This is a genomic window from Synechocystis sp. PCC 6714 (assembly GCF_000478825.2).
Classification (GTDB): Bacteria; Cyanobacteriota; Cyanobacteriia; order Cyanobacteriales; family Microcystaceae; genus Synechocystis.
Genome location: NZ_CP007542.1, coordinates 2,345,217 through 2,364,369, shown reverse-complemented (window position 1 = coordinate 2,364,369; position 19,153 = coordinate 2,345,217). Strand labels below are relative to the sequence as shown.

The following is a 19,153-nucleotide window of genomic DNA, read 5'->3' as shown; positions in this document are numbered from 1 at the left end:
ATTATTGATTTTCTGGCGGCAAACTAAGTTGATCTAAGGGGATAAATTCCACCATTACGTCGTCTTTAGTTGGGGTAAAAACAAAAGCGTTACTAGGTACTTCTGGCTTAAAGTTCCAGTTGAAAAACGCTACTGTATATTGAGGTTCTCCAGGCAGATTTTTATAGGTAATAATGGCTTTTTTTAACACAGGTTGCTCGCCCTGGCTGATCCACATTTGAAAGTCTCGATCTTCCCCTTGCAGTAAAATTTGATAGGTTTCTTCATTGCCCACTAAATTATTACCCACAAAAAAGCTACTTTCGGTTTCGGCTTTTAAGTCCCCACAGGGATTACTGGCAAATAAATTAGACATGGGTAAAGTAATGCCATATTTACTTTCAATTTGATCCAGCACACCATCCAATGTGTTAGGGGCGGGTTTAGTATTATAAAAACCCAAATTGGGAGCTTGGAGGGTAAAATTCTTGCCATCATAGTAAAAATTAGTTACCCGTTCATCCCCCACATAGTCGGAGCGTAAGCGGTTAGGCTTTTCCACCAATAGTTTTTGATTGGCACTGTATTGCACCTTACTACCTATTTCTAATAATTCATCGTAGGTAATGGCCATATCCACACTAAAGGTCTTTTGGGACTGGATAAAATCACAAACTTGATCAATTAATTGATCTGTGGTTCTGACGATTTCTTTGGTCTGGGGAGTAGGGGTTTGGGCCAAGAGAGGAAAAGCGCCAAAAATTCCTAAAGAAATTGTTAGGGTAGAGATAATTTTTAACATAAGTAACGACGATTAATGCTAGGGAAAAATGGACTTACTTAGCGCCTTCAGCCAAACAATTGAGGGTACGAACGATGGGCGCCGCTGTATAGTCCCGATGGGCTGGTTGATTGGGTGCAAATTTTGTCCCCTTTTCATTTACGAGGGAAGCAACTTGGCAAAATGCCGACATTTGATCCGTTAATTGTTGATTGAATCCTGAGATGTCCGTAAAGGCGATCGCCTCCTGGGTGGGGGACAAGACTGGGGGCTGACCTAAATTGGTTTTAATCCACTCTGGGGCCCGCCGTAAAAAGCTGACCAAATCGGCTTGTTCCCAAGTGACAGGTTGGTTGGGGCGGAAACTTCCATCGGGAAAACCTTGCACAACGTTTAATTGTTGGGCTTGGACAATTTCCTTTTGATAGGAATTTTTAGTAATATCCGTAAGCGTTACGGCTGTGTTTTGGGCAATGATCGTCTGGACATCTTGGATTAAAAGCAGTTCGTGGTTATGGGCAACGCTCACTTTTGCCATCCCAGCCAGAGACATCGTTAAAGCCATCAACAAAAATGGTTTTGGCAATTTCATAAGTTTTTGAGTTTTATAGTCATTTCAAATAATTTCGAGACTACTTAAGTCTTTATTGACAAGCTTTTTGGTGAATTTGACTGCCTCAGTCTTACTAGAAACCACTATAAATAGTTTGATCCTAGAAGATAGTCTAGGAAATTTACGGATTAGCAATCAAAATTAATACAAAATTCCGGCCACCGTTTTCTCTCGGAGGAAAACAGAATGGGCCATTATTCCCCCGTTGACATTACGCACTTGAAAACCGTTTTGGCGCAAGATTCGGATAGAAAATTTGGGGTGGTTGGTGGGAAGGCAAACAGTCCAGAACGGGGGTAAATATCGGCAAAAGGAAACTCCGCCAGACAGCGAGCCAAATCTGGGCTAGATACTGCCAAATTCTCTAGGGCCGCGTCAATACTGGGACCTGTCCGCATCGTCGCTAAACCATGGTCATGTCGATTTTCCGCGGTTGGCATCATCGGCTTCTCTGGAGTGATAGGTAAGCTGTTGTAGCAAAGACTAGGACAGTTAGGATGAATAATCACTAAAAACTTTGCCGAAATAGGAGTTTTAAAATTGAAAATGTCCTAAGAAGCCCGCTTTTTGCTATGTAACTCGTGATTTACCGGAAAATTTTCTTAATATTCAACTTCAATGCCTTTGGCCTTAGCAACTTGATAGATAGCGTCGAAGGTGGCGGGAGTATCCCAAGGCTCATCGGCGGGTTCATTGCGAAACTCGCGCTAAGCCCGCTCCACATTCATATACAGACGGCAGGGGCACGCCACTCACCATAGGGGTCAAACTCAATGCGCTTAGCCGCTTCCAGGGCCGGCATACCGTCGTTAAAGCACTTTCTTGACTCGTCCCGTACGTATTCGAGGTATCGATTCCTTTTGTATTATTAATTTACCCAAAACTACTTTTTCCACTAAAGTTACGGGTGTTCTCGCTTAAATTTTTCAATGGCATCAATCAACTTTGGAACAGAAGCTTGACTAATCAAATCCAGCTTAAACTCTTTTCCCTGGCTTAAATATTCCGCATAGGCAGATTGTAAATAGGGACGAAATTTTTCATTTTGGTTAATATAAATTTCGAAAAAAGGAATCTCAATAGCCGCCGTGTAATCAGTGATTAAATCTTGACTGGGTAAGGTCAATTGAGTCACAGTTTCAATACTTTTACTCAGACCTGCATCCAATTCCGAAAAATTAACATGGGCTTGCCCTTCCACCATTGCCCAGTATTTCTGGGAACTTCCTAACCAGGTAAAAGATGCGGCTTGTTCTAGGGCCGGCGGAGCGGCAGGATCATAACTTCCCGAACCGAACATAATGGGAATGGTAATTTTACCCAGTCCCTTGGGTCCAAAAATGGCGCGATTGACAGGATTGGCGGCAAACACTGCTTTAACTCGATTATCTCGAAAATTGTAGGTTTGCTGAGGTAAATCTACAGCACGACATTGTAATAGAAGGGCAACATTAACACCGCTATAGGCTCGCTCACACTCCTGTTTTAGATTCTCGAAATCAATTTCTGCACCGGCGATCGCCAGGGCCGTATAGCCTCCGAAAGAATGGCCGCCCATGCCCACATTTTGTAAATTTAACCTGTTTTGAAATTGAGTCGCATTCCGCCGTTCTAATTCATCAATAACAAAGCTAATATCTTTAGGGCGGTTAATAAAATCATTGAGGTCAAAGGCATCTTGGTGATAGCCTTCTAACACTTCTTTAGCCCAAATGCTATCACTACCAGGATGTTGGGGAGCCGCTACTAAAAAACCGTAGGAGGCTAAACGCTCTAAAGCTTGGCCATAGTCTTCGGGACGGGACGCTAACCCATGGGAGAATACCACCACCGGCATTTCTGCATCAACAGATTGGGGCACATAAACATCCACATAAAAGGAGCGATTTCGGCTTGTATCTGTTAAATTCCAAACCTCTTTAGTAAATTTATGGGGGCCGACTTGACGCATATCCGTTAACTGAGAATAGTCTACGGGGCGATCGGTGGTAGCCTCCTCAAGCGTAAGCTGGCGAAGTTCTTTGATCAGAGTTTCGGTTGCTAAGATAAATTTTTGAGACTCTTGGGCAAATCCCAACAATAGTGGCCCCTGAAACTCCATATTGGTTGGTAACTTTTTCAGCACATTGATCAAAGTAAAACCCTCAGGATCAAATGCCGCTTGCACAAGGGCGGCCCGGAGGGCATATTTGCCATTACTTCCCCCTTGAATTGTAATTCCTTTACCCAGCCGTGTCAGAATATCTTCACCAATACTTGTGTTAAAAAAACGTGATATTACCACTGGTGGTAAATCAATCTTTTTGGTCAGGACTTCTCGGAAAGCCGCTTTTTGTTCGGGGGTGACAAACTGAAGATAAAATTCGAGATTTTTATTAACTTTTCCTTCCTTGGCAAATAGTTCTAATGAGCTAATTTCCACGGAAAAATTTACAGGACTGTAGATAAAAAACAGTTCCTCGGCAGCCTTAACAGGTATTATCGTCAAACAAGCAATTCCAATTCCTAATAAAAAAGAGCTTATTTTAGAGATAGGATATCGTAAATTCTGAGTTTTAAGCATTTTAGTTGCCAATAGATGACTAGAATTTGTTTTAAGTTTTATGGTAGTTGATATGGGTAGCCAGAGAGGAATAATCAAAAATGGAAACTGGCGGAAACAAAGGGGCCATTAAATAATTCTGAAAAACCAAAGGCATCACTGCCGCTACCATTTTGGTAATTAATTTCGTAAAAACGATAGCCTAATTGTAAAGAAATATTTTCCCGAACCCACCAATCCATGCCAAAGATTAAATTCCAACTGTAATTGGTGTCACCGGCCAAACCAAAACCAGAGTAATCCCCCCGCAACCAAAGGGTAATCGGATCTGATAGTTGAATTCCTGCCTTTGCCCCCAGCAGGGGTTCAAACCATAATTTACTGGCTTGATAGGTATTTTGTGCTGTTCCTTCAATGTTAATTAAACTACTGGAAATTTTGTAATTAATGGTGTTTTCTAGCTCTAAATTGAGGCTATTAAGGCGAGTCCCCAGAATTGGCTGAAACCATAGTCTTGGGAAGGGTTTACCCGATGCTTCTTTGGGTAAACTGGTAGGTGGTGTATCGCCAAAATTATAGGTCAAGGCAAAGTCGTAGATTCCTTGACTAAAATCTAGATTGCTCGTGATATCGTTGCTAATCTGTTGCGGGTCTCGATTTTCAACAAATTCTTTAACCGTTTTCAGTTTTTCTAAGGTCTGGGTAACTTCGGCTTGCTTTTCTTGGATAGCCGCTTGTAATTGTTGCAAAGGTTCGCTATCCTTTATTTTCCGTAATTCTTCAACTTTTTGCTGGGTTTCCTGTAATGTTTGCTTAATTTGTTGTAGATTTTCACGGATGGGGGCTAGATCGGGAGGATTACGTAAGCTATTAAATTTAGTAAATTTAGCCTGTAGATCTTGAAGTTTATTCTGATTATTAGCAATGGCACTATTAATGGCGATTGCCGCTTTTATTTTTTGATCTGGTTCTAGCTCAAAGCCTGACTCCCGTAACCCTTGTAAATCATCAATTTTAGCAGTCAAAGTTTCTAGGTTCTGTTTTTTGCCAGCTAATTCTTCTCGTAAGCTATTAATATTTTCTGCTACATCTTGCAATGACTGTAGATCCTGCCTTAGGGTATCCTTAAGGGCTTGGACATTTTCCTCTAGGGTGTCTAATTTTATCTCGATCTCAACGCTTTTAAGCTCTTTTGCTTCTCTAAGTGCCTGAATATCTTGACTGAGTTGATTCGCAAATTGTTCTAAATTCGTATTAATCCCCCGGCTCAGGAGATAATCCACTGTATTAAATAGGCTTGGCGTGCGTGTATTGACTCGTCCAATGCCATTCACAGCCCCTAAATTGGCATAATAGCCATCAATAATAAATCCCCAGTTCCCATTCCACGCTTCCACTCGACCACTGGCAGTTGCTTTGAGGGATTCCAATAGTGTACCTAATCCCAGGCTGTAGTTAACGGTCTCCCCTTTGACCGTGGCACTACCGTAGGTGCTCACCGGAATGGTGACATAGGGTTGAAAGGTAAACCGCCAGCGATTAACATCTTCTGGGGTTTCAATTTGTAAGGATTCGCCTAATTCAGGAGACAAAGGAATAGATTCAGGAGAAGGGACAATTGCTTGAGAAATTAAAATATTTGTTGTTGCAGGTGGAATTTCGAGATCGGAGGCACAGGCACTAGTCGGAGCAGTTAATAATAGCTGGCTTTCTTCTCGTTTGGAATAGTGTTCAGCCGATGTAAATGGATAGGGATTCGGCAGACTTTTATCGCATGGATTAGTGACTTTTTCCGCTATCACCGGGGAAGGAAGAGAAATGGAACTGGCCATCGAGTTTGCAGGCAAAAGCACACTCGCGGTAGTTATTAGTACCTGTATAGCTATGGCTGATTTTATTTTCTGCATGAAGAATACTCTTCCTCAGTTTGGATTTATTAATTAAGGAATTATTCTTTCCTAATTTTTGGCATTATTAGGAGAAAAATTTTGCTATTTTATTTGTTCAATGCCAGGGGGATTCCAAGATGGATTGTTAGGGGGAAGGATAGAGGGAGGGTTTTCTTTTGGCCAGTAAAGACGCATCATCAAAATAAACTTTTCTTGGGGAGCCGGTAGCCAATTCGACTCAGGTACTCCCTGGGGTTGCTGATGGGAAAAATAAAGATCCAATGAGCCATCGGTATTGTACTGTAAGTTGTCTCGTGGACTGAGGGTCAATTTATTAAGGGGGTTAGGATAAAAATAAAACTCCTCATCATACATAGTAATTGACCAAAATCCGTCAACGGGCGGTGTTTCTCCCTTTTTAAAATGCATTTTATAAACATTATTTCCTACTAAAGATTGACCCGTTCCATCAACTTTTGCCGTGGGATAGACAGCATCTTGAGGAAGGTTAGCCCCCCACCCAAAGGCAGAGATAGCCGCACGGGCAAGATAATCAGTGCTATAACTTCCGGCAGCCCCTGGAATTGACCAACCATTAATTATTTTTCCGCCGGTTTTTTGCCAAGCTTCTAAGCTTTCTAAAACAGTTTCCCCCACACCGGTTAATGCTTCTTGAACTTTGGGATCGAGTTGATCAAACCTAAAGGGTTGCCCTGGAACAATGCCCAATTTAGCCATTTTTTCGACTACGGCTTGGTCCCTGGGTAAAGTAGGAGGGTCGATCGCCATCTGCTTTGCCATTAAGTTGAAATATTCAGGAGGGCTCATGTTGAGAATTAGATCTCGAACAATGTCTTTAGGCGTATAAGGTCCCCCGGTTTTGCCTGTCGGTGGAGTGTAGGATTTTCCGTGTTGACTAAGGGGAACTAAGTTAAATTCTTTTTGTAATCCATGAACTTTGGCAAAATCAGAGGCCGTCCCGTCAGCATAAACCCTGCCAATGATGAAGAGGTTATTAGTGGGAGATTTAACCTGGGTCATTCCAAAGGGAACTTCTCCACGCCAAGAGGGCCCTGTAATAAGGAGGGTTTGGGCTTGACCACCGGTGGTTCGAGAGCCTGGCACACTAATCACATTAGTCCATGCATCGTAGATGGGAAACAGAAAAAATCGTTTTCCCATGTCAGGATAGGAGAACACCATTGGTTCTTGGCTGACATCTATAAATCCAACCGAATACAGGGTGTCTGCATTTGGAGCTGTTACCCCTTTATAGGTTGCGGGGGGATAGGCAGGCTGATTGACGATTTGATTTAACGGAGCTTGCAGAGTTGCGGGGTTAGGCTTAGTGGTGTTTGTGAAGGCCAGGCGAGTAATTTCAGTTGTAACGAGGGAATAACCATAGGTATAGGCTTGAATGGCAATTTTTTGGGCTTCCTCTGGGGTAAGGGTAGCGGCTTTAGCCACAGTAGAAATTTTATTGGTTTCCTCAATGCTAGTCATGTTAACAGTCTCCTTTGTTGGGTATTCAGGCAATGCGCTGACGACATTAGCTTGATGGTTGTAGCCAAAGATTAGGGGAGCGGCAATGGTAAAAAATAGCAAATTTAATAAAATTTTTTCTGGTTGATTCATAATTTTAAAGTATTTGAAAATATGAGAAGTAATTGCCATTCTCTTATTTAGAATTTGAAAATTACTGGGGTGGCTTAAGGAAAAATTTGCTTAGGTTATCCTTCCCTAAATATCGGTCAAATTCCTGAAAAATATTATGAATTAAAAATATAATTGAAACACACAGAAGAATAGCCAAAAAGCGGCTAAAGCTACGGGTCTCCAAAAATAGCATAAACGCAGAATTTAAGGCTTTGGTTTGGTGATAAGCATGGAAAATATTCTCAATTAAATTCAAGAGAAAAACAGCAAGGGTATAAATGGAAGTTTTGTAAAGAACTTGAAGATAACGGGGATATTCTGAAAAACGATTCATCCAAGGAGTCATGTCCATAATGGCCACCGATTTAGCTGAAATTATTGAATAAATCACAACCTTGGCAAAAATATTGACATCGACAGAGAACTCTTTGAGCAAAAGCTTCATTAGAATGAGAATATATCCGTAACCAATAAAGAAAAAGAGGCTGAGGGAGCCCACTTTTCTGACTTCATGTTTTAGCGATTGCATAACTATTTACGAACAGCGCAAGTTTATTTGTACGAATCAATCCAGATAAAATAAAAATTACTAAAAAACTTAATATTTTCGATTTGCAGAATTATGGCCAAGTACTTAAGTGGACAAAGGATTTAGGTAAGGATACAGAACAATAATGGCCCTTGCTTGCCATTTCGTGCCAAGTTACCATCGGGGAAAATACTTAATTTTTATTTATGGTGCGTGCCATTCCGCTCATCCGGGCTTGTAATCTTCAGCCTTTTGTTAACTACCTTGACAAAATCGGCACACCAACTGAAAAGTTATTAAGGAGATCGCAGTTATCCATCTTTGCCTTGGAAGATCCCTATGCTTTTTTACCCCGTCATCAGGTTTTTGCCTTTTTGTTGGAGGCGGCCCAACGGGAGGGGATCGAAGATTTGGGCTGGTTGGTAGGTGAACGCACTGAGCTCGAAGAACTACATGCTTTCGGTCGCCTTATTTCCCAAGCAACAACCCTTTATGAGGCGATCGCCATTGCCATTAGATTTATGGGAATATTCAACTCCCAAGAATGTTTATGGTTAGGAGAAAATGGTGATCGGGCATGGTTCGGACAACAATTTAAACAAATTAACGAAGATTCACACCACGCTTCCCATTTTTCACTGACCCTCATGCTCAAGTTAATTCGCCGAGTAGCTGGTCAAAATTGGCATCCCCAAGAAGCATATTTACAAACTCCATATTTGGGAAAAATTGGTAACTTCTCCCTCTCCCAAGCTCGGATTGAAACACAGCAGGGTATTTCTGCAATTATCTTTCCACGCCGACTTTTAAGTTTGCCTCTGTCTCCCCTCAACGAGACCGATCACGATTCCGATCACAAGCTTCTCCTTGCTTCGGTCCCTCCCCTCAGTTTTACCGATTCCCTCCAACAGGCGATCGCCCCTTTGCTCAAAGAACGTTATCCCTCTGTGCAACTAGCGGCCAATCTGTCCCAGATGAGTGTGCGTACTTTACAACGTCGCCTGGCCGAAGAGCAATTTACCTATTCCCAATTAGTTACCCGCCTACGTTACCAAAAAGCCCTGCAACTAGTGGGTGAAAGTCAAATCAAAATCATTGATATTGCTTTTGAGCTAGGCTATCAAGATGCGGCCCACTTCACCCGGGCTTTTAAACAATGGACAGGTATGAGTCCCCACCGTTTTCGACAACTTTTTTCAGATTCATAGAATAATGGGGGTTAACTTGGGCAAAAACTTTTTGATTTGTGAACTTTGTGGATGATCTCAGCGAATTTCCCCGACAGAATAGTAACCATTGGGGAACAGTAAACCGAAACGATTGCCAGCTAGTGGTCGTTGGGGCGGTATGTTAGTCACCGATTCCCTTCTGCTGGACTATAAGCGTTGTCAACGGCGGGCCCATCTCAACACCCACGGGGCAATGGAGGAGCGTCGCCCGGAGCGAGACTTTTTGCTCAAATTGCGCCAGGAAAGCCAGAGACATATCCAAGAAGTACTTACCACCCAATTTACCGATTATCGAGAGCCGGAAACCCCCACCACTCTTTGGCAAGATAGGGCCCGGGAAACGAAAACCTTAATGGCCCAGGGGGTAACCTGTATTTATCGAGGCTACCTCAGCCATAGTTTACCCATTAATTTTGATGGGGAGGAATTAGAACCCCTGGAATTATTAGGCCATCCCCATTTATTGGTCAAAGTGCCTGGTCGATCCCGCTGGGGTAACTGGCAATATCGACCTATTAGTATTCAATTAGGGCGCAGACCAAAACCAGAGTATAAAATTTTGGCCGCTTTCTATGCCCAATTACTGGCGGTGTACCAGGGTCAATTACCCCAAAAAGTAGAAATAATTTTGCGCCGGGGCAATGCTTACACCGTAGATTTGTTGGAATGGTTACCCCGTTTTCACCAAACCCTAGCGGACTGTGTACAAACCCTCAGCCAACCGGAAGAACCGGAAATTTTTATTTCCCGCCAACGCTGTAACCTTTGCCATTGGTACGATCATTGCTATGCGATCGCCCAGGAACAACAGCACCTTTCCCTAGTACCGGGCGTTACCCCCAGTCGCTACGAATCGTTGCAAACAGTGGGAGTCTTAACCATTGATTCCCTGGCCCAAATGCAAACCCATCAAGTGGCCGAATTAATGGGCACAGCCATCGCTGAACAGTTACAACAACAGGCTTTGGCTTTGGTGGAAAAAAGGGCCATGGTGAAGGAGAAAAAAGTTTATCCTCTGCCCCGATCGCCAGTGGAATTATATTTCGACATTGAAGCGGAACCGGAACGAAATTTAGACTATTTACTGGGGGTAGTGGTGGTTGATCATGGGCAGAAAACGGAGAAATTCTATGGTTTTATGGCCAAAGATCCCGAAGAAGAAGGTCTAATTTGGCAGGAATTTGTCCAGTTAATCCAGACCTATCCCAGTGCTCCCATTTATCACTTTTCTGAGTATGAACGGGAAACCATTAAGCGGCTGGGTAAACTCTACGGTACGCCGGTAAAAGTGAGGGAAGAAATTCTCGAACAATGTTTTGATTTACACCATTATGTGGTCAACCATGTTATCTGCCCGGTGGAAAGTTATTCCCTCAAATCCCTAGCCAATTGGTTAGGTTTTCAATGGCGGGATGCCCAGGCCAGCGGGGATCAATCAGTCTGTTGGTATGACAATTGGTTAACCACCGGCGATCGCCAATTTTTAGAATTAATTTTGCGCTACAACGAAGATGATTGCCGCGCCACCTGGGTCTTGAAGGATTGGTTAACGGAATTTTTAGGCGGGTCAACTATCCAACAAACACCATTGACCCCTAGTAAATCTTCGAGCATATAGACTAATTGCACCTGTCTTCAAGGATTGGGTGTTGAAAGCCGCCGCAGTTCCTGGGCCAAAATGCCATATTTGGGCGCACAGACCATGGTAACGACAAACAGAATTGTGAGAATAACCACAATCATGCCCCCCGTTGACACGTCAAAGTGATAACTCAAATAAGTGCCGAGTACACAGGATAGAACACTGCTGGTGACTGAGTACCACAACATATGGTCAAAGCGGTCGCTGAGTAGATAACCAATGGACCCTGGGGTGACCAGCATGGAAATGACCAGAATAATGCCCGCCGTTTGTAGGGCTGCCACAATGGTAAGGGCTAGGATCGACAAGAGTGTGTAATACATCACCTGGGTACGGAGGCCGATCGCCTTGGCATGGTTGGGATCAAAACAAAAGAGGAGCAGATCTTTGCGGCGCAGTAAAATCACCACCAGCGTTATCGATCCAGCAATTAGGGTTTGGATAATGTCTTGCTGAGAGATCCCCAGTACATTGCCAAAAAGGATGTGGAACAAATCAATATTGCTGGGAATTTTGGTCACCAACACTAGACCCAGGGCGAAAAAGCCGGTGAAGACAATGCCAATGACCGCATCCTCCTTTAGTCGAGTTTTGGACTTGACGTAACCGATCGCCACCGTTGCCCCAAAGCCAAAGGTAAACGCCCCAATGGCAAAGGGAATATTCAGCGCATAGGCCAAGACCACTCCGGGGACAACCGCATGGGAAATGGCATCCCCCATCAGGGACCAACCTTTGAGGGTGATGTAACAGGAGAGCACCGCACAGACCAGGCCGACAAAGGCACTGACCCAAATTGCTCGGATTAAAAAGGCATATTGGAAAGGTTCAACGAGCCAATGCCAAATGTTAACAATGATGGAATTCACCCGTCCACCTCGGCGGATTCAAACATCTGATTCAGACTCACCATAGGTAGGCCGCCAAAGGTTAACTCTAGATTTTCTTTGGTGAAGGTTTCCTCCGTTTTCCCCGCCGCCAAAATGGTGCGGTTGAGCAAAATAGTGCGGTCACAAAAGGTAGAAATGGAAGCTAAATCATGGGTAGAAATCAAAATCGTGTGCCCCTCATCCCGCAGTTCCATGAGCAAATCGATCATCCCCTTTTCCGTTTTCACATCAACCCCGGTGAAAGGTTCATCCAGCAAAATTACTTTCCCTTCCTGGGCCAGGGCCCGGGCCAGAAACGCCCGTTTTTTTTGACCGCCGGACAGTTCCCCAATTTGGCGATCGCGGTACTTAAGCATCCCCACCCGTTCTAAACTTTCCATCACCAGGCGACGGTCTTTGGGGCTAGGAATACGCAAAACATTCATATAGCCATAGCGTCCCATCATTACCACATCAAACACGCTGACCGGAAAATTCCAATCCACCTCATCTGCCTGGGGCACATAGGCCATCAACTGCTGTTTTTGCGCTTTTTGCACTGAAAGACCGCCAATGCGTACCCGCCCCTGACTGGGTTGTAAAAAACCCATAATGGATTTGAATAAAGTTGATTTGCCACTGCCGTTGGGGCCCACTAGAGCCGTTATCGTCCCCGGTTCAACGGTGCAAGTGGCATTGTAAAGGGCTAGTCGGGCGTTGTTGTAGGTAACACTGACGTTATCTACGGATATATCCAGACGGGGAAGAGTGGTGTGCATCGCCAGAGAAGGGTTTTGATTGGAGTGGGTAGTTGAATTACAAAATTTGGGCTGAGCTACTTAGGATCTGAGCATCGGAAACGTTTTCAGGGCTTGGCGTTGGCGCCGGCGAGAAGACCGTTGGCAATGGTCCGGGCATCGTATTCCAGCAGATCCAAAAAGGTGGGCACAGGGCCTTCTTCAGTGGAGAGGGAATCCACATAGAGATTGCCGCCAAAGCGAGCGCCGGTGGCCTGGGCCACTTGTTTTTGCCCTTCATCACTAACGGTGCTTTCACAAAAAATTGTCGGTACATCATTCGTTTTCACCTGTTCAATAACCCTTTGCACCTGTTTAGGAGTGAACTGTTGCTCCGCATTAATGGGCCAGAGGTAAATCTCTTCCATGCCATAGTCCCGGGCTAGATAGGAGAAAGCCCCTTCACAACTGACCAAAAATCTTTGGCTAGGGGGTACATTCTGCAAATCAGAAGCTAGTTGGGTATCGATCGCCTTCAACTTCTCACTGTAGGCCGCTGCATTGGCGTTGTAATATTCCGCATTGTCGGGGTCTATTTCCACAAAAGCTTGGCGGATATTTTCCACATACACCAGAGCGTTGCGGGGGGACATCCAGGCGTGGGGGTTGGGTTTATCGGTGTAGGGCCCTTCAGCGATGGCAATGGGTTCAATGCCTTCCGTCAGAATTGCCGACGGTACATTTTCCACGTTGCCCAGGAACTGCTCAAACCAACGTTCCAAGTTCATACCGTTATAGAGCAGTAAGTCTGCATCTTGGGCTTTGACAATGTCACTGGGAGTCGGCTCATAACCATGGATTTCTGCACCAATGCGGGTAATGGACTCCACCACCAACTTATCCCCGGCAATGTTTTGAGCCATGTCTGCCAGGACGCTGAACGTAGTTAAAACCTTTTTTTTCTCTCCAGTTTTAGTTTGGCTCTGTGGGGTCACTGTTGCCGTCACCGCCGGGCTGGGGGAGCCGGATGGGACAACTTCCCCTGGGCCGCAACCGGTCAAGCAGAAACCTAGCGTCAAACTAGACGCTAGCAACACTCGACGGAGAGAAAATGACATGGCCATGGGCATAAAAGTGATTTCATAATTGTTTCACTTTTCATTATTCTCTCATAATTGCCCCGGCAACGCACTGGGGGTCCGTCGGCGAAATTGTAGTTGACTAATTCAATAGCCCAGAATTTTGCACCGTTTGCCAGGCAGACCAAATTTTTCCCTGCATAAAGAGGGCGATCGCCTGGAGACCGTTAATTTCTGGATTTTCGGGGGCTAATGCCAAAGCGGGTTTTAGGGCTTGTTCCCCTTGGTATCCCTGCCAGTCATAGAGATGGACAAAGGCCAAATAGGCATGGGCGTAAGGATTTTCCGGATCCAGTTTGACTAGGGATTGCAAGGCGGCGATCGCCTGGGGGGGATTTTCCTGTAACACCCGGGCCAACACCTGGGCATAGGTCAAACTGAGGGGGTCGACGGGATTTTGGCTCAGGCGATAGGTCCAACTGACATCCCCCTGGCGTAGGTAATCGTGGCGGGGATCGTATAGATTAATCCGGTCAACCTGGGCAAAAACTGGCTCCAATCCGGTAATGCCCTGACGTAAATTTTGGGAAAGATAATACAGTTGACTGACAAAATCCAACGGAGGGGCCGCTAAAGCCGGGGCATCAGTATCCAAGGTTAGGGTGATATCCGGCAAAGGTAGGGGTTGGGCTGTCATGGTGGCAGGGTCTAACCATTGTCCCGTTAACCGATAATTCCCCGGAGGTAGATCTGCTGGGGGAAGCATGGCAGTACGCTCAACAACTTCAACGCCTTGATCCACAACCGAGGGAAGCAATTCCCCCAAACCGATGGCATGGTCATGGAACCAAACTTGATTAGGATCATTGACATTTTCCCAAGTGAGCAAAACAATGCCCTCACTCAGGCGATCGCCGTTACCCTGCCAATGGTAGGTGATGGGTACCGGTTGACCAGGGGGAGCACTGGCCGGGAAATCAACTTTGGTTAGTTGCGGCAATTCGGCGTTAATTTGACTGGATTTAACCTCTACCTTGGGTTGACGGCGGTGCCACAGGGTTAAATCACTGTTATCGGGCAAAGGCCAAGTTTGCACAGCGGCAAAATCACCATTCTGGGTAATGGTTTCCCCCAATTCAGTCTGCACCGGATCTGCTAGGTAGTTATCTCCGGTTTTGGTCAGAAACCAGTCAAAATTTTCCTGATCCCGCCGGATAATTTCCCCATTGCGACTTAATTCCCGACCATAGGCCCGAAAATCCGCCACGGCACCATAATAATTCAACGTATTGGGATTAATGGCCGGGGTATTGGGAATCACCCCCAAATTAATCCGTTGCTCTGGGGTAGTTTCTATGGCGGCGGCAATGACTTCCGTGTTGGGAGCTGGCAAAACAAAATCGGGACGGAATAATACCGACGGACCCAGGGCTTGGACAATGCCATCACTGCCAGGGATAGGAAATAAATTACCAATGGTGACCAAAATGGCGATCGCCAACGTGCCCCACCGTATCCACAACCAACGACCACACCAACGGGTCAGACCAAAGGCAAGGAAAATGGCCACAATGGGCAAATAGGGCAAAATGTAACGGTCATCTTTATTTTGAATGGCGGAGCAGATTAGATAAGTACCGCCGTAGTAGTAGCCTAACCAGAGCAGGCCCGGTCTTGCTGATCGCCAACTGGGGATTTGTAATTGGGAAGGAAAACGATTGAGCAAAGACAGAATCATCCCCACCAAGGGCGGTAGTAACCACACCCAGGACAGGGCATTGGGTAAATCCTGCCAGTAGTAAGTCCAGGCCGCCAGGGTATTAATGGGGGGGTCCCCCTCTAGGCCAGCGGGAATAGCATTGGAATTTTGGGCAGTGCTGAATAGGTAAATCCAGTTGGTGCGATACCAGGGATACCACAGGGGAATGCTTGCTAGTAAACCCACTAATAATTGGGCTAACCGTTGCCACTGCTTCGTCCAGATGCTCCACAGCCCCAACCCCAGCAAAGGGAAAAAGAGGTAAAAAATGATGCTTTGTTTAGACAATAAACCCAGTCCCAGGGCCACCCCAGCGGCGATCGCCCAGAGCCATTGGGCACGGCGACCTTTGGACTCTTTCCAATAGGTCAAACAGGTAAAACTTAACAGGGTAAAGGCCAGGAGAGGACTATCCAACAACACAATCAACCGACTATGGATTAAGCGGGGAGTCAAAACCATAATGGTTGCTGCCCACAGGCCAATTTCCCGGCTGAAAAGTTTCTTGCCCAGGGCGTAGACACAGATAATTAAAATGCCACTCCAGAGCCAATTACTGATCAGGGCTTGATCACTGCCCCCCCCTGTTATTGCTTGGAAAGGAGCATTGACTATGTAGGTGAGGGGAGGATATTTAGGGGAAAGCATCCAAAAGCTTCGCCACCATTCCCCACTCAAAAGCTCCGGTGACCTTAACGTCTGCAAATATTCCAGTCCGTAGGATAAATGGTTACTCTGATCCCAAGCGGGCACCGTTTTGTCTAGGGTAAGCCACAGGCGATCGAGGCCATTGCTACCAAGCCAGACAAAAGTTAGCAGTAGGGGCACTGTCCAGGGTTTAGAAAAAATTTGCTTAACCATAACGGGGAGTGGACTTAAGATGGATGCCAATAGCCTATTGTTATCAGTGGGGCAGAAAGTCTTCCTGGCCTAGCCTAGGCGGTTAGGATCAGGGGCCATGCCACTCAGCATTAATCATTTTGGTAATCCTATGAGCGTAAACCTTTCCCAACTCCACCAGGCCCTGGAAAATCGTACCGCCTTGAAGGTAATTAGTGGTTTAAATAACTTCGACAGCGCCAAAGTTTTGGCCGTGGTGCAAGCTGCCCAGGTCGGAGGCGCCACTTTTGTAGACATTGCAGCCGATCGCCAATTGATCCAACAAGTGCGCCATGCCATTGATTTGCCCATTTGTGTATCGGCGGTGGAAGCAGAATTATTAGTGGAAGCCGTGGCCGCCGGGGCGGACCTGGTGGAAATTGGTAACTTCGACAGTTTTTACGCCCAGGGTCGTCGTTTTGAAGGGCCAGAGGTGTTGGCCCTCACCCAAGCCACCCGTCAATTGTTACCCCACACCCTCCTTTCCGTCACCGTTCCCCATATCCTTGCCCTGGACGAACAGGTGCAATTGGCCGAAGCTTTAGTGGCCGCTGGAGCCGACATCATCCAAACCGAAGGGGGTACCAGTGCTGAACCCCACCATGCCGGAGTTTTGGGACTGATCGAAAAAGCTGCCCCCACCCTAGCCGCCGCCCATGCCATCAGCCGCGTCGTTAATGTTCCTGTCCTCTGTGCCTCCGGTCTATCCGATGTCACCGTTCCCATGGCGATCGCCGCTGGGGCCAGTGGAGTAGGGGTTGGTTCCGCCATTAACCAGTTGAATGATCCTGTGGCCATGGTGGCCGCTGTCCGCCGTCTAGCGGATGCCTTAGTGGCCCAGCCTGTCCGGGTTGCCTAGGCAACGGTTTAAGTTCGAGAAAATAAGTTAGAAGTCCCCCAATATTTGGGGGATTTAGGGAACAAATCAAAACCTAGAGGGGGCACTGAAACAACTTTAATCCCCCTCAGCAAGCTCGTTGAAGCTTTCCTTAACTGACCCGCGGGGTTACGGCGGATTCAGCTTTGAACAGCGAAGCCATAATATCCTCCGCCATCTGGGCTGGGGTTAAACCTAGATCGACTGTGGATTGCTCAGGAGTGGCATGGTCAACGAGTATGTCGGGCACCCCTAAACGCTTCAAGGGTACCAACACGTTGTTATCCATCAGAGTCTCCGCCACCGCTGAACCAAAGCCCCCCATTAGGCAACCCTCTTCCATAGTCACCACTTTGCCGATGCGCTGGGCCAGGGGCAGGATTAATTCCGTATCCAAAGGTTTGACAAAGCGAGCATTAACCACCGTTGCTTCAATGCCGTGTTCGTGGAGCAATTCCGCCGTTTGCAGAGCCGGATAGACCATGGAGCCGTAGCCCAACAGGAGTACGTCATCGCCGGAGCGGAGAATTTCAGCTTTACCGATTTCCAACGGTTCCCAACCTTCCTCCATCAGCGGCACCCCAATGCCATTACCCCGGGGATAACGCATGGCGATCGCCCCGTCGGTATAGTTAACGCCAGTAACCAACATTTGTTGTAACTCCGCTTCATCCTTGGGAGCCATCAGCACCAGATTGGGAATGCAACGGAGATAGGCAATGTCATACATGCCCTGGTGGGTGGGCCCGTCTGCCCCCACAATACCCGCCCGGTCCAGACAGAAAAATACGGGTAATTTCTGAATGCAAACGTCATGGATAATCTGGTCGTAACCCCGTTGCAAAAAGGTGGAATAAATTGCCACCACTGGACGAATGCCCTCGCAGGCCATCCCCGCCGCTAGGGTCACAGCATGTTGTTCCGCAATACCCACATCCACATACTGTTTCGGTAATTTGGCCTGCAGTTTATCTAGCCCTGTCCCGGTAGCCATAGCTGCAGTAATGCCGACAATGTTGGGATTGTCCTTGGCCAAGGTGGTTAACGTGTGGGCAAAAACTTTGGAGTAACTGGGGGGTTTCGGCTTACTGGAAGGATAGGCCTTGCCAGTGGAAAGGTTAAAGGGACTTTGGGCGTGGTAACCTACCTGATCCTTTTCTGCTAGATCGTAGCCTTTACCTTTAGTGGTGGAAACATGGACAAATACCGGTCCTGGTACTTTTTCCGCCTGTTTAAAGGTGTCGATCAATTCCTGCAAATTGTGGCCGTCAATGGGACCAAAATATTTAAAGCCCAACTCTTCGATCACAGCTCCCACTTTGGGGACCACTAAGCGCTTCATCCCTTCCTTAACCCGCTCCATTTCCGGGGTCAGAGAATCCCCGACAAAGGGCAAATGTTTGATCTGTTCCTCTAGATTGTCCGTCAAAAACTGCATCGGACTGCTGAGGCGGACTTTGTTCAGATAACGGGAAATGGCCCCCACATTGGGGGAAATGGACATTTCATTATCGTTAAGCACTACCATCAGCTTGGTGTGGGGTAAATGCCCCGCATGGTTAATCGCTTCCAAGGCCATGCCCCCGGTCAGGGCTCCGTCACCAATGATGGAAACCACCTTAAAATCTTCCCCTTTGGCATCCCGGGCCAAAGCCATACCCAACCCAGCGGAAATACTGGTGGAAGCGTGCCCCGCCCCAAAATGGTCAAAACGACTTTCGGAACGCTTGAGATAGCCGGCGACCCCATTCTTTTGCCGCAGGGTGTGGAAATCGTGATAGCGTCCCGTCAACATTTTATGGGGGTAGGCCTGGTGTCCCACATCCCAGATCACCCGGTCCTTATCCAAATCCAGGGTGGAATATAGGGCCACCGTTAATTCCACCACTCCCAGTCCTGGCCCCAAATGACCACCACTGGTGGCCACAGTTTGCAAATGCTTTTCTCGAATTTGCCGGGAAACTTCCTCCAATTCACGGATGGATAAACCCTTTAACTGGTTGGGGTGGGTCAGTTCGCTAATGTGCATGGTGGATGTGAGACTAAACGGTGGCTAGAACGTCAAAGTTTTTTCAAACTTCTCACACTTTAAC

General features: G+C 46.4%; 14 protein-coding genes. 3 read left to right on the top strand and 11 right to left on the bottom strand.

All coding sequences use genetic code 11. The features are described 5' to 3' along the window. Position 1: 1 nt before the first annotated feature. The 6 genes from D082_RS10810 to D082_RS10785 all read right to left on the bottom strand — a co-directional run bounded on the left by D082_RS10810 (position 2) and on the right by D082_RS10785 (position 7,989). A complete protein-coding gene (locus D082_RS10810) occupies positions 2–781 on the bottom strand; it encodes a DUF2092 domain-containing protein (RefSeq protein WP_028947663.1) in 780 nt (259 codons plus the stop codon). 34 nt (positions 782–815) lie between these two features. Beyond that, positions 816–1,352, bottom strand: a complete 537-nt coding sequence (locus D082_RS10805) for an S-layer homology domain-containing protein (RefSeq protein ID WP_038530759.1) — start codon at positions 1,350–1,352, stop codon at positions 816–818. A gap of 922 nt (positions 1,353–2,274) precedes the next feature. Then, positions 2,275–3,936 carry an alpha/beta hydrolase gene (locus D082_RS10800; RefSeq protein ID WP_028947664.1) on the bottom strand — a complete coding sequence of 554 codons (1,662 nt, stop codon included), beginning with the start codon at positions 3,934–3,936 and terminating at the stop codon, positions 2,275–2,277. Between the two features lie 74 nt (positions 3,937–4,010). Then, a complete protein-coding gene (locus tag D082_RS10795; RefSeq protein WP_158506512.1) occupies positions 4,011–5,507 on the bottom strand; it encodes a hypothetical protein in 1,497 nt (498 codons plus the stop codon). Positions 5,508–5,906: 399 nt separating this feature from the next. Continuing rightward, positions 5,907–7,439, bottom strand: coding sequence for a DUF1254 domain-containing protein (locus D082_RS10790; RefSeq protein ID WP_051738820.1), 1,533 nt, complete (start codon positions 7,437–7,439; stop codon positions 5,907–5,909). Between the two features lie 61 nt (positions 7,440–7,500). Then, positions 7,501–7,989: a hypothetical protein gene (locus D082_RS10785; protein ID WP_028947667.1), complete on the bottom strand. Its 489-nt coding sequence runs from the start codon at positions 7,987–7,989 to the stop codon at positions 7,501–7,503. Between the two features lie 206 nt (positions 7,990–8,195). Here D082_RS10785 and D082_RS10780 point away from each other — a divergent pair, with 206 nt between their 5' ends. After that, the gene (locus tag D082_RS10780; protein ID WP_051738818.1) at positions 8,196–9,197 is read left to right on the top strand and encodes an AraC family transcriptional regulator; all 1,002 of its coding nucleotides are present in this window, start codon (positions 8,196–8,198) and stop codon (positions 9,195–9,197) included. Between the two features lie 88 nt (positions 9,198–9,285). Then, on the top strand, positions 9,286–10,836 hold the full coding sequence (locus tag D082_RS10775) for a TM0106 family RecB-like putative nuclease (RefSeq protein WP_238546702.1): 1,551 nt from the start codon (positions 9,286–9,288) through the stop codon (positions 10,834–10,836). A gap of 17 nt (positions 10,837–10,853) precedes the next feature. Here the strand turns inward: D082_RS10775 and D082_RS10770 are convergent, their stop codons facing one another. From D082_RS10770 to D082_RS10755, 4 genes are all read right to left on the bottom strand, one after another. Next, positions 10,854–11,729 carry a metal ABC transporter permease gene (locus D082_RS10770; protein WP_028947669.1) on the bottom strand — a complete coding sequence of 292 codons (876 nt, stop codon included), beginning with the start codon at positions 11,727–11,729 and terminating at the stop codon, positions 10,854–10,856. Further along, complete coding sequence (locus tag D082_RS10765) at positions 11,726–12,508, bottom strand: metal ABC transporter ATP-binding protein (RefSeq protein ID WP_028947670.1); 783 nt, start codon at positions 12,506–12,508, stop codon at positions 11,726–11,728. The genes D082_RS10770 and D082_RS10765 overlap by 4 nt, the downstream gene beginning before the upstream one ends. Before the next feature lie 86 nt (positions 12,509–12,594). Next, entirely contained in the window at positions 12,595–13,590 is a 996-nt protein-coding gene (locus D082_RS10760) for a metal ABC transporter substrate-binding protein (protein WP_028947671.1), read from the bottom strand. A gap of 97 nt (positions 13,591–13,687) precedes the next feature. Beyond that, the gene (locus D082_RS10755) at positions 13,688–16,165 is read right to left on the bottom strand and encodes a phospholipid carrier-dependent glycosyltransferase (protein ID WP_028947672.1); all 2,478 of its coding nucleotides are present in this window, start codon (positions 16,163–16,165) and stop codon (positions 13,688–13,690) included. 130 nt (positions 16,166–16,295) lie between these two features. Between D082_RS10755 and D082_RS10750 the strand changes: the two genes are divergently transcribed. Beyond that, a complete protein-coding gene (locus D082_RS10750) occupies positions 16,296–17,042 on the top strand; it encodes a DUF561 domain-containing protein (protein WP_028947673.1) in 747 nt (248 codons plus the stop codon). 130 nt (positions 17,043–17,172) lie between these two features. On the opposite strand, the gene dxs is transcribed toward D082_RS10750, so the two are convergent. Then, the gene (gene dxs, locus D082_RS10745; RefSeq protein ID WP_028947674.1) at positions 17,173–19,089 is read right to left on the bottom strand and encodes a 1-deoxy-D-xylulose-5-phosphate synthase; all 1,917 of its coding nucleotides are present in this window, start codon (positions 19,087–19,089) and stop codon (positions 17,173–17,175) included. Between the last annotated feature and the right edge of the window lie 64 nt (positions 19,090–19,153).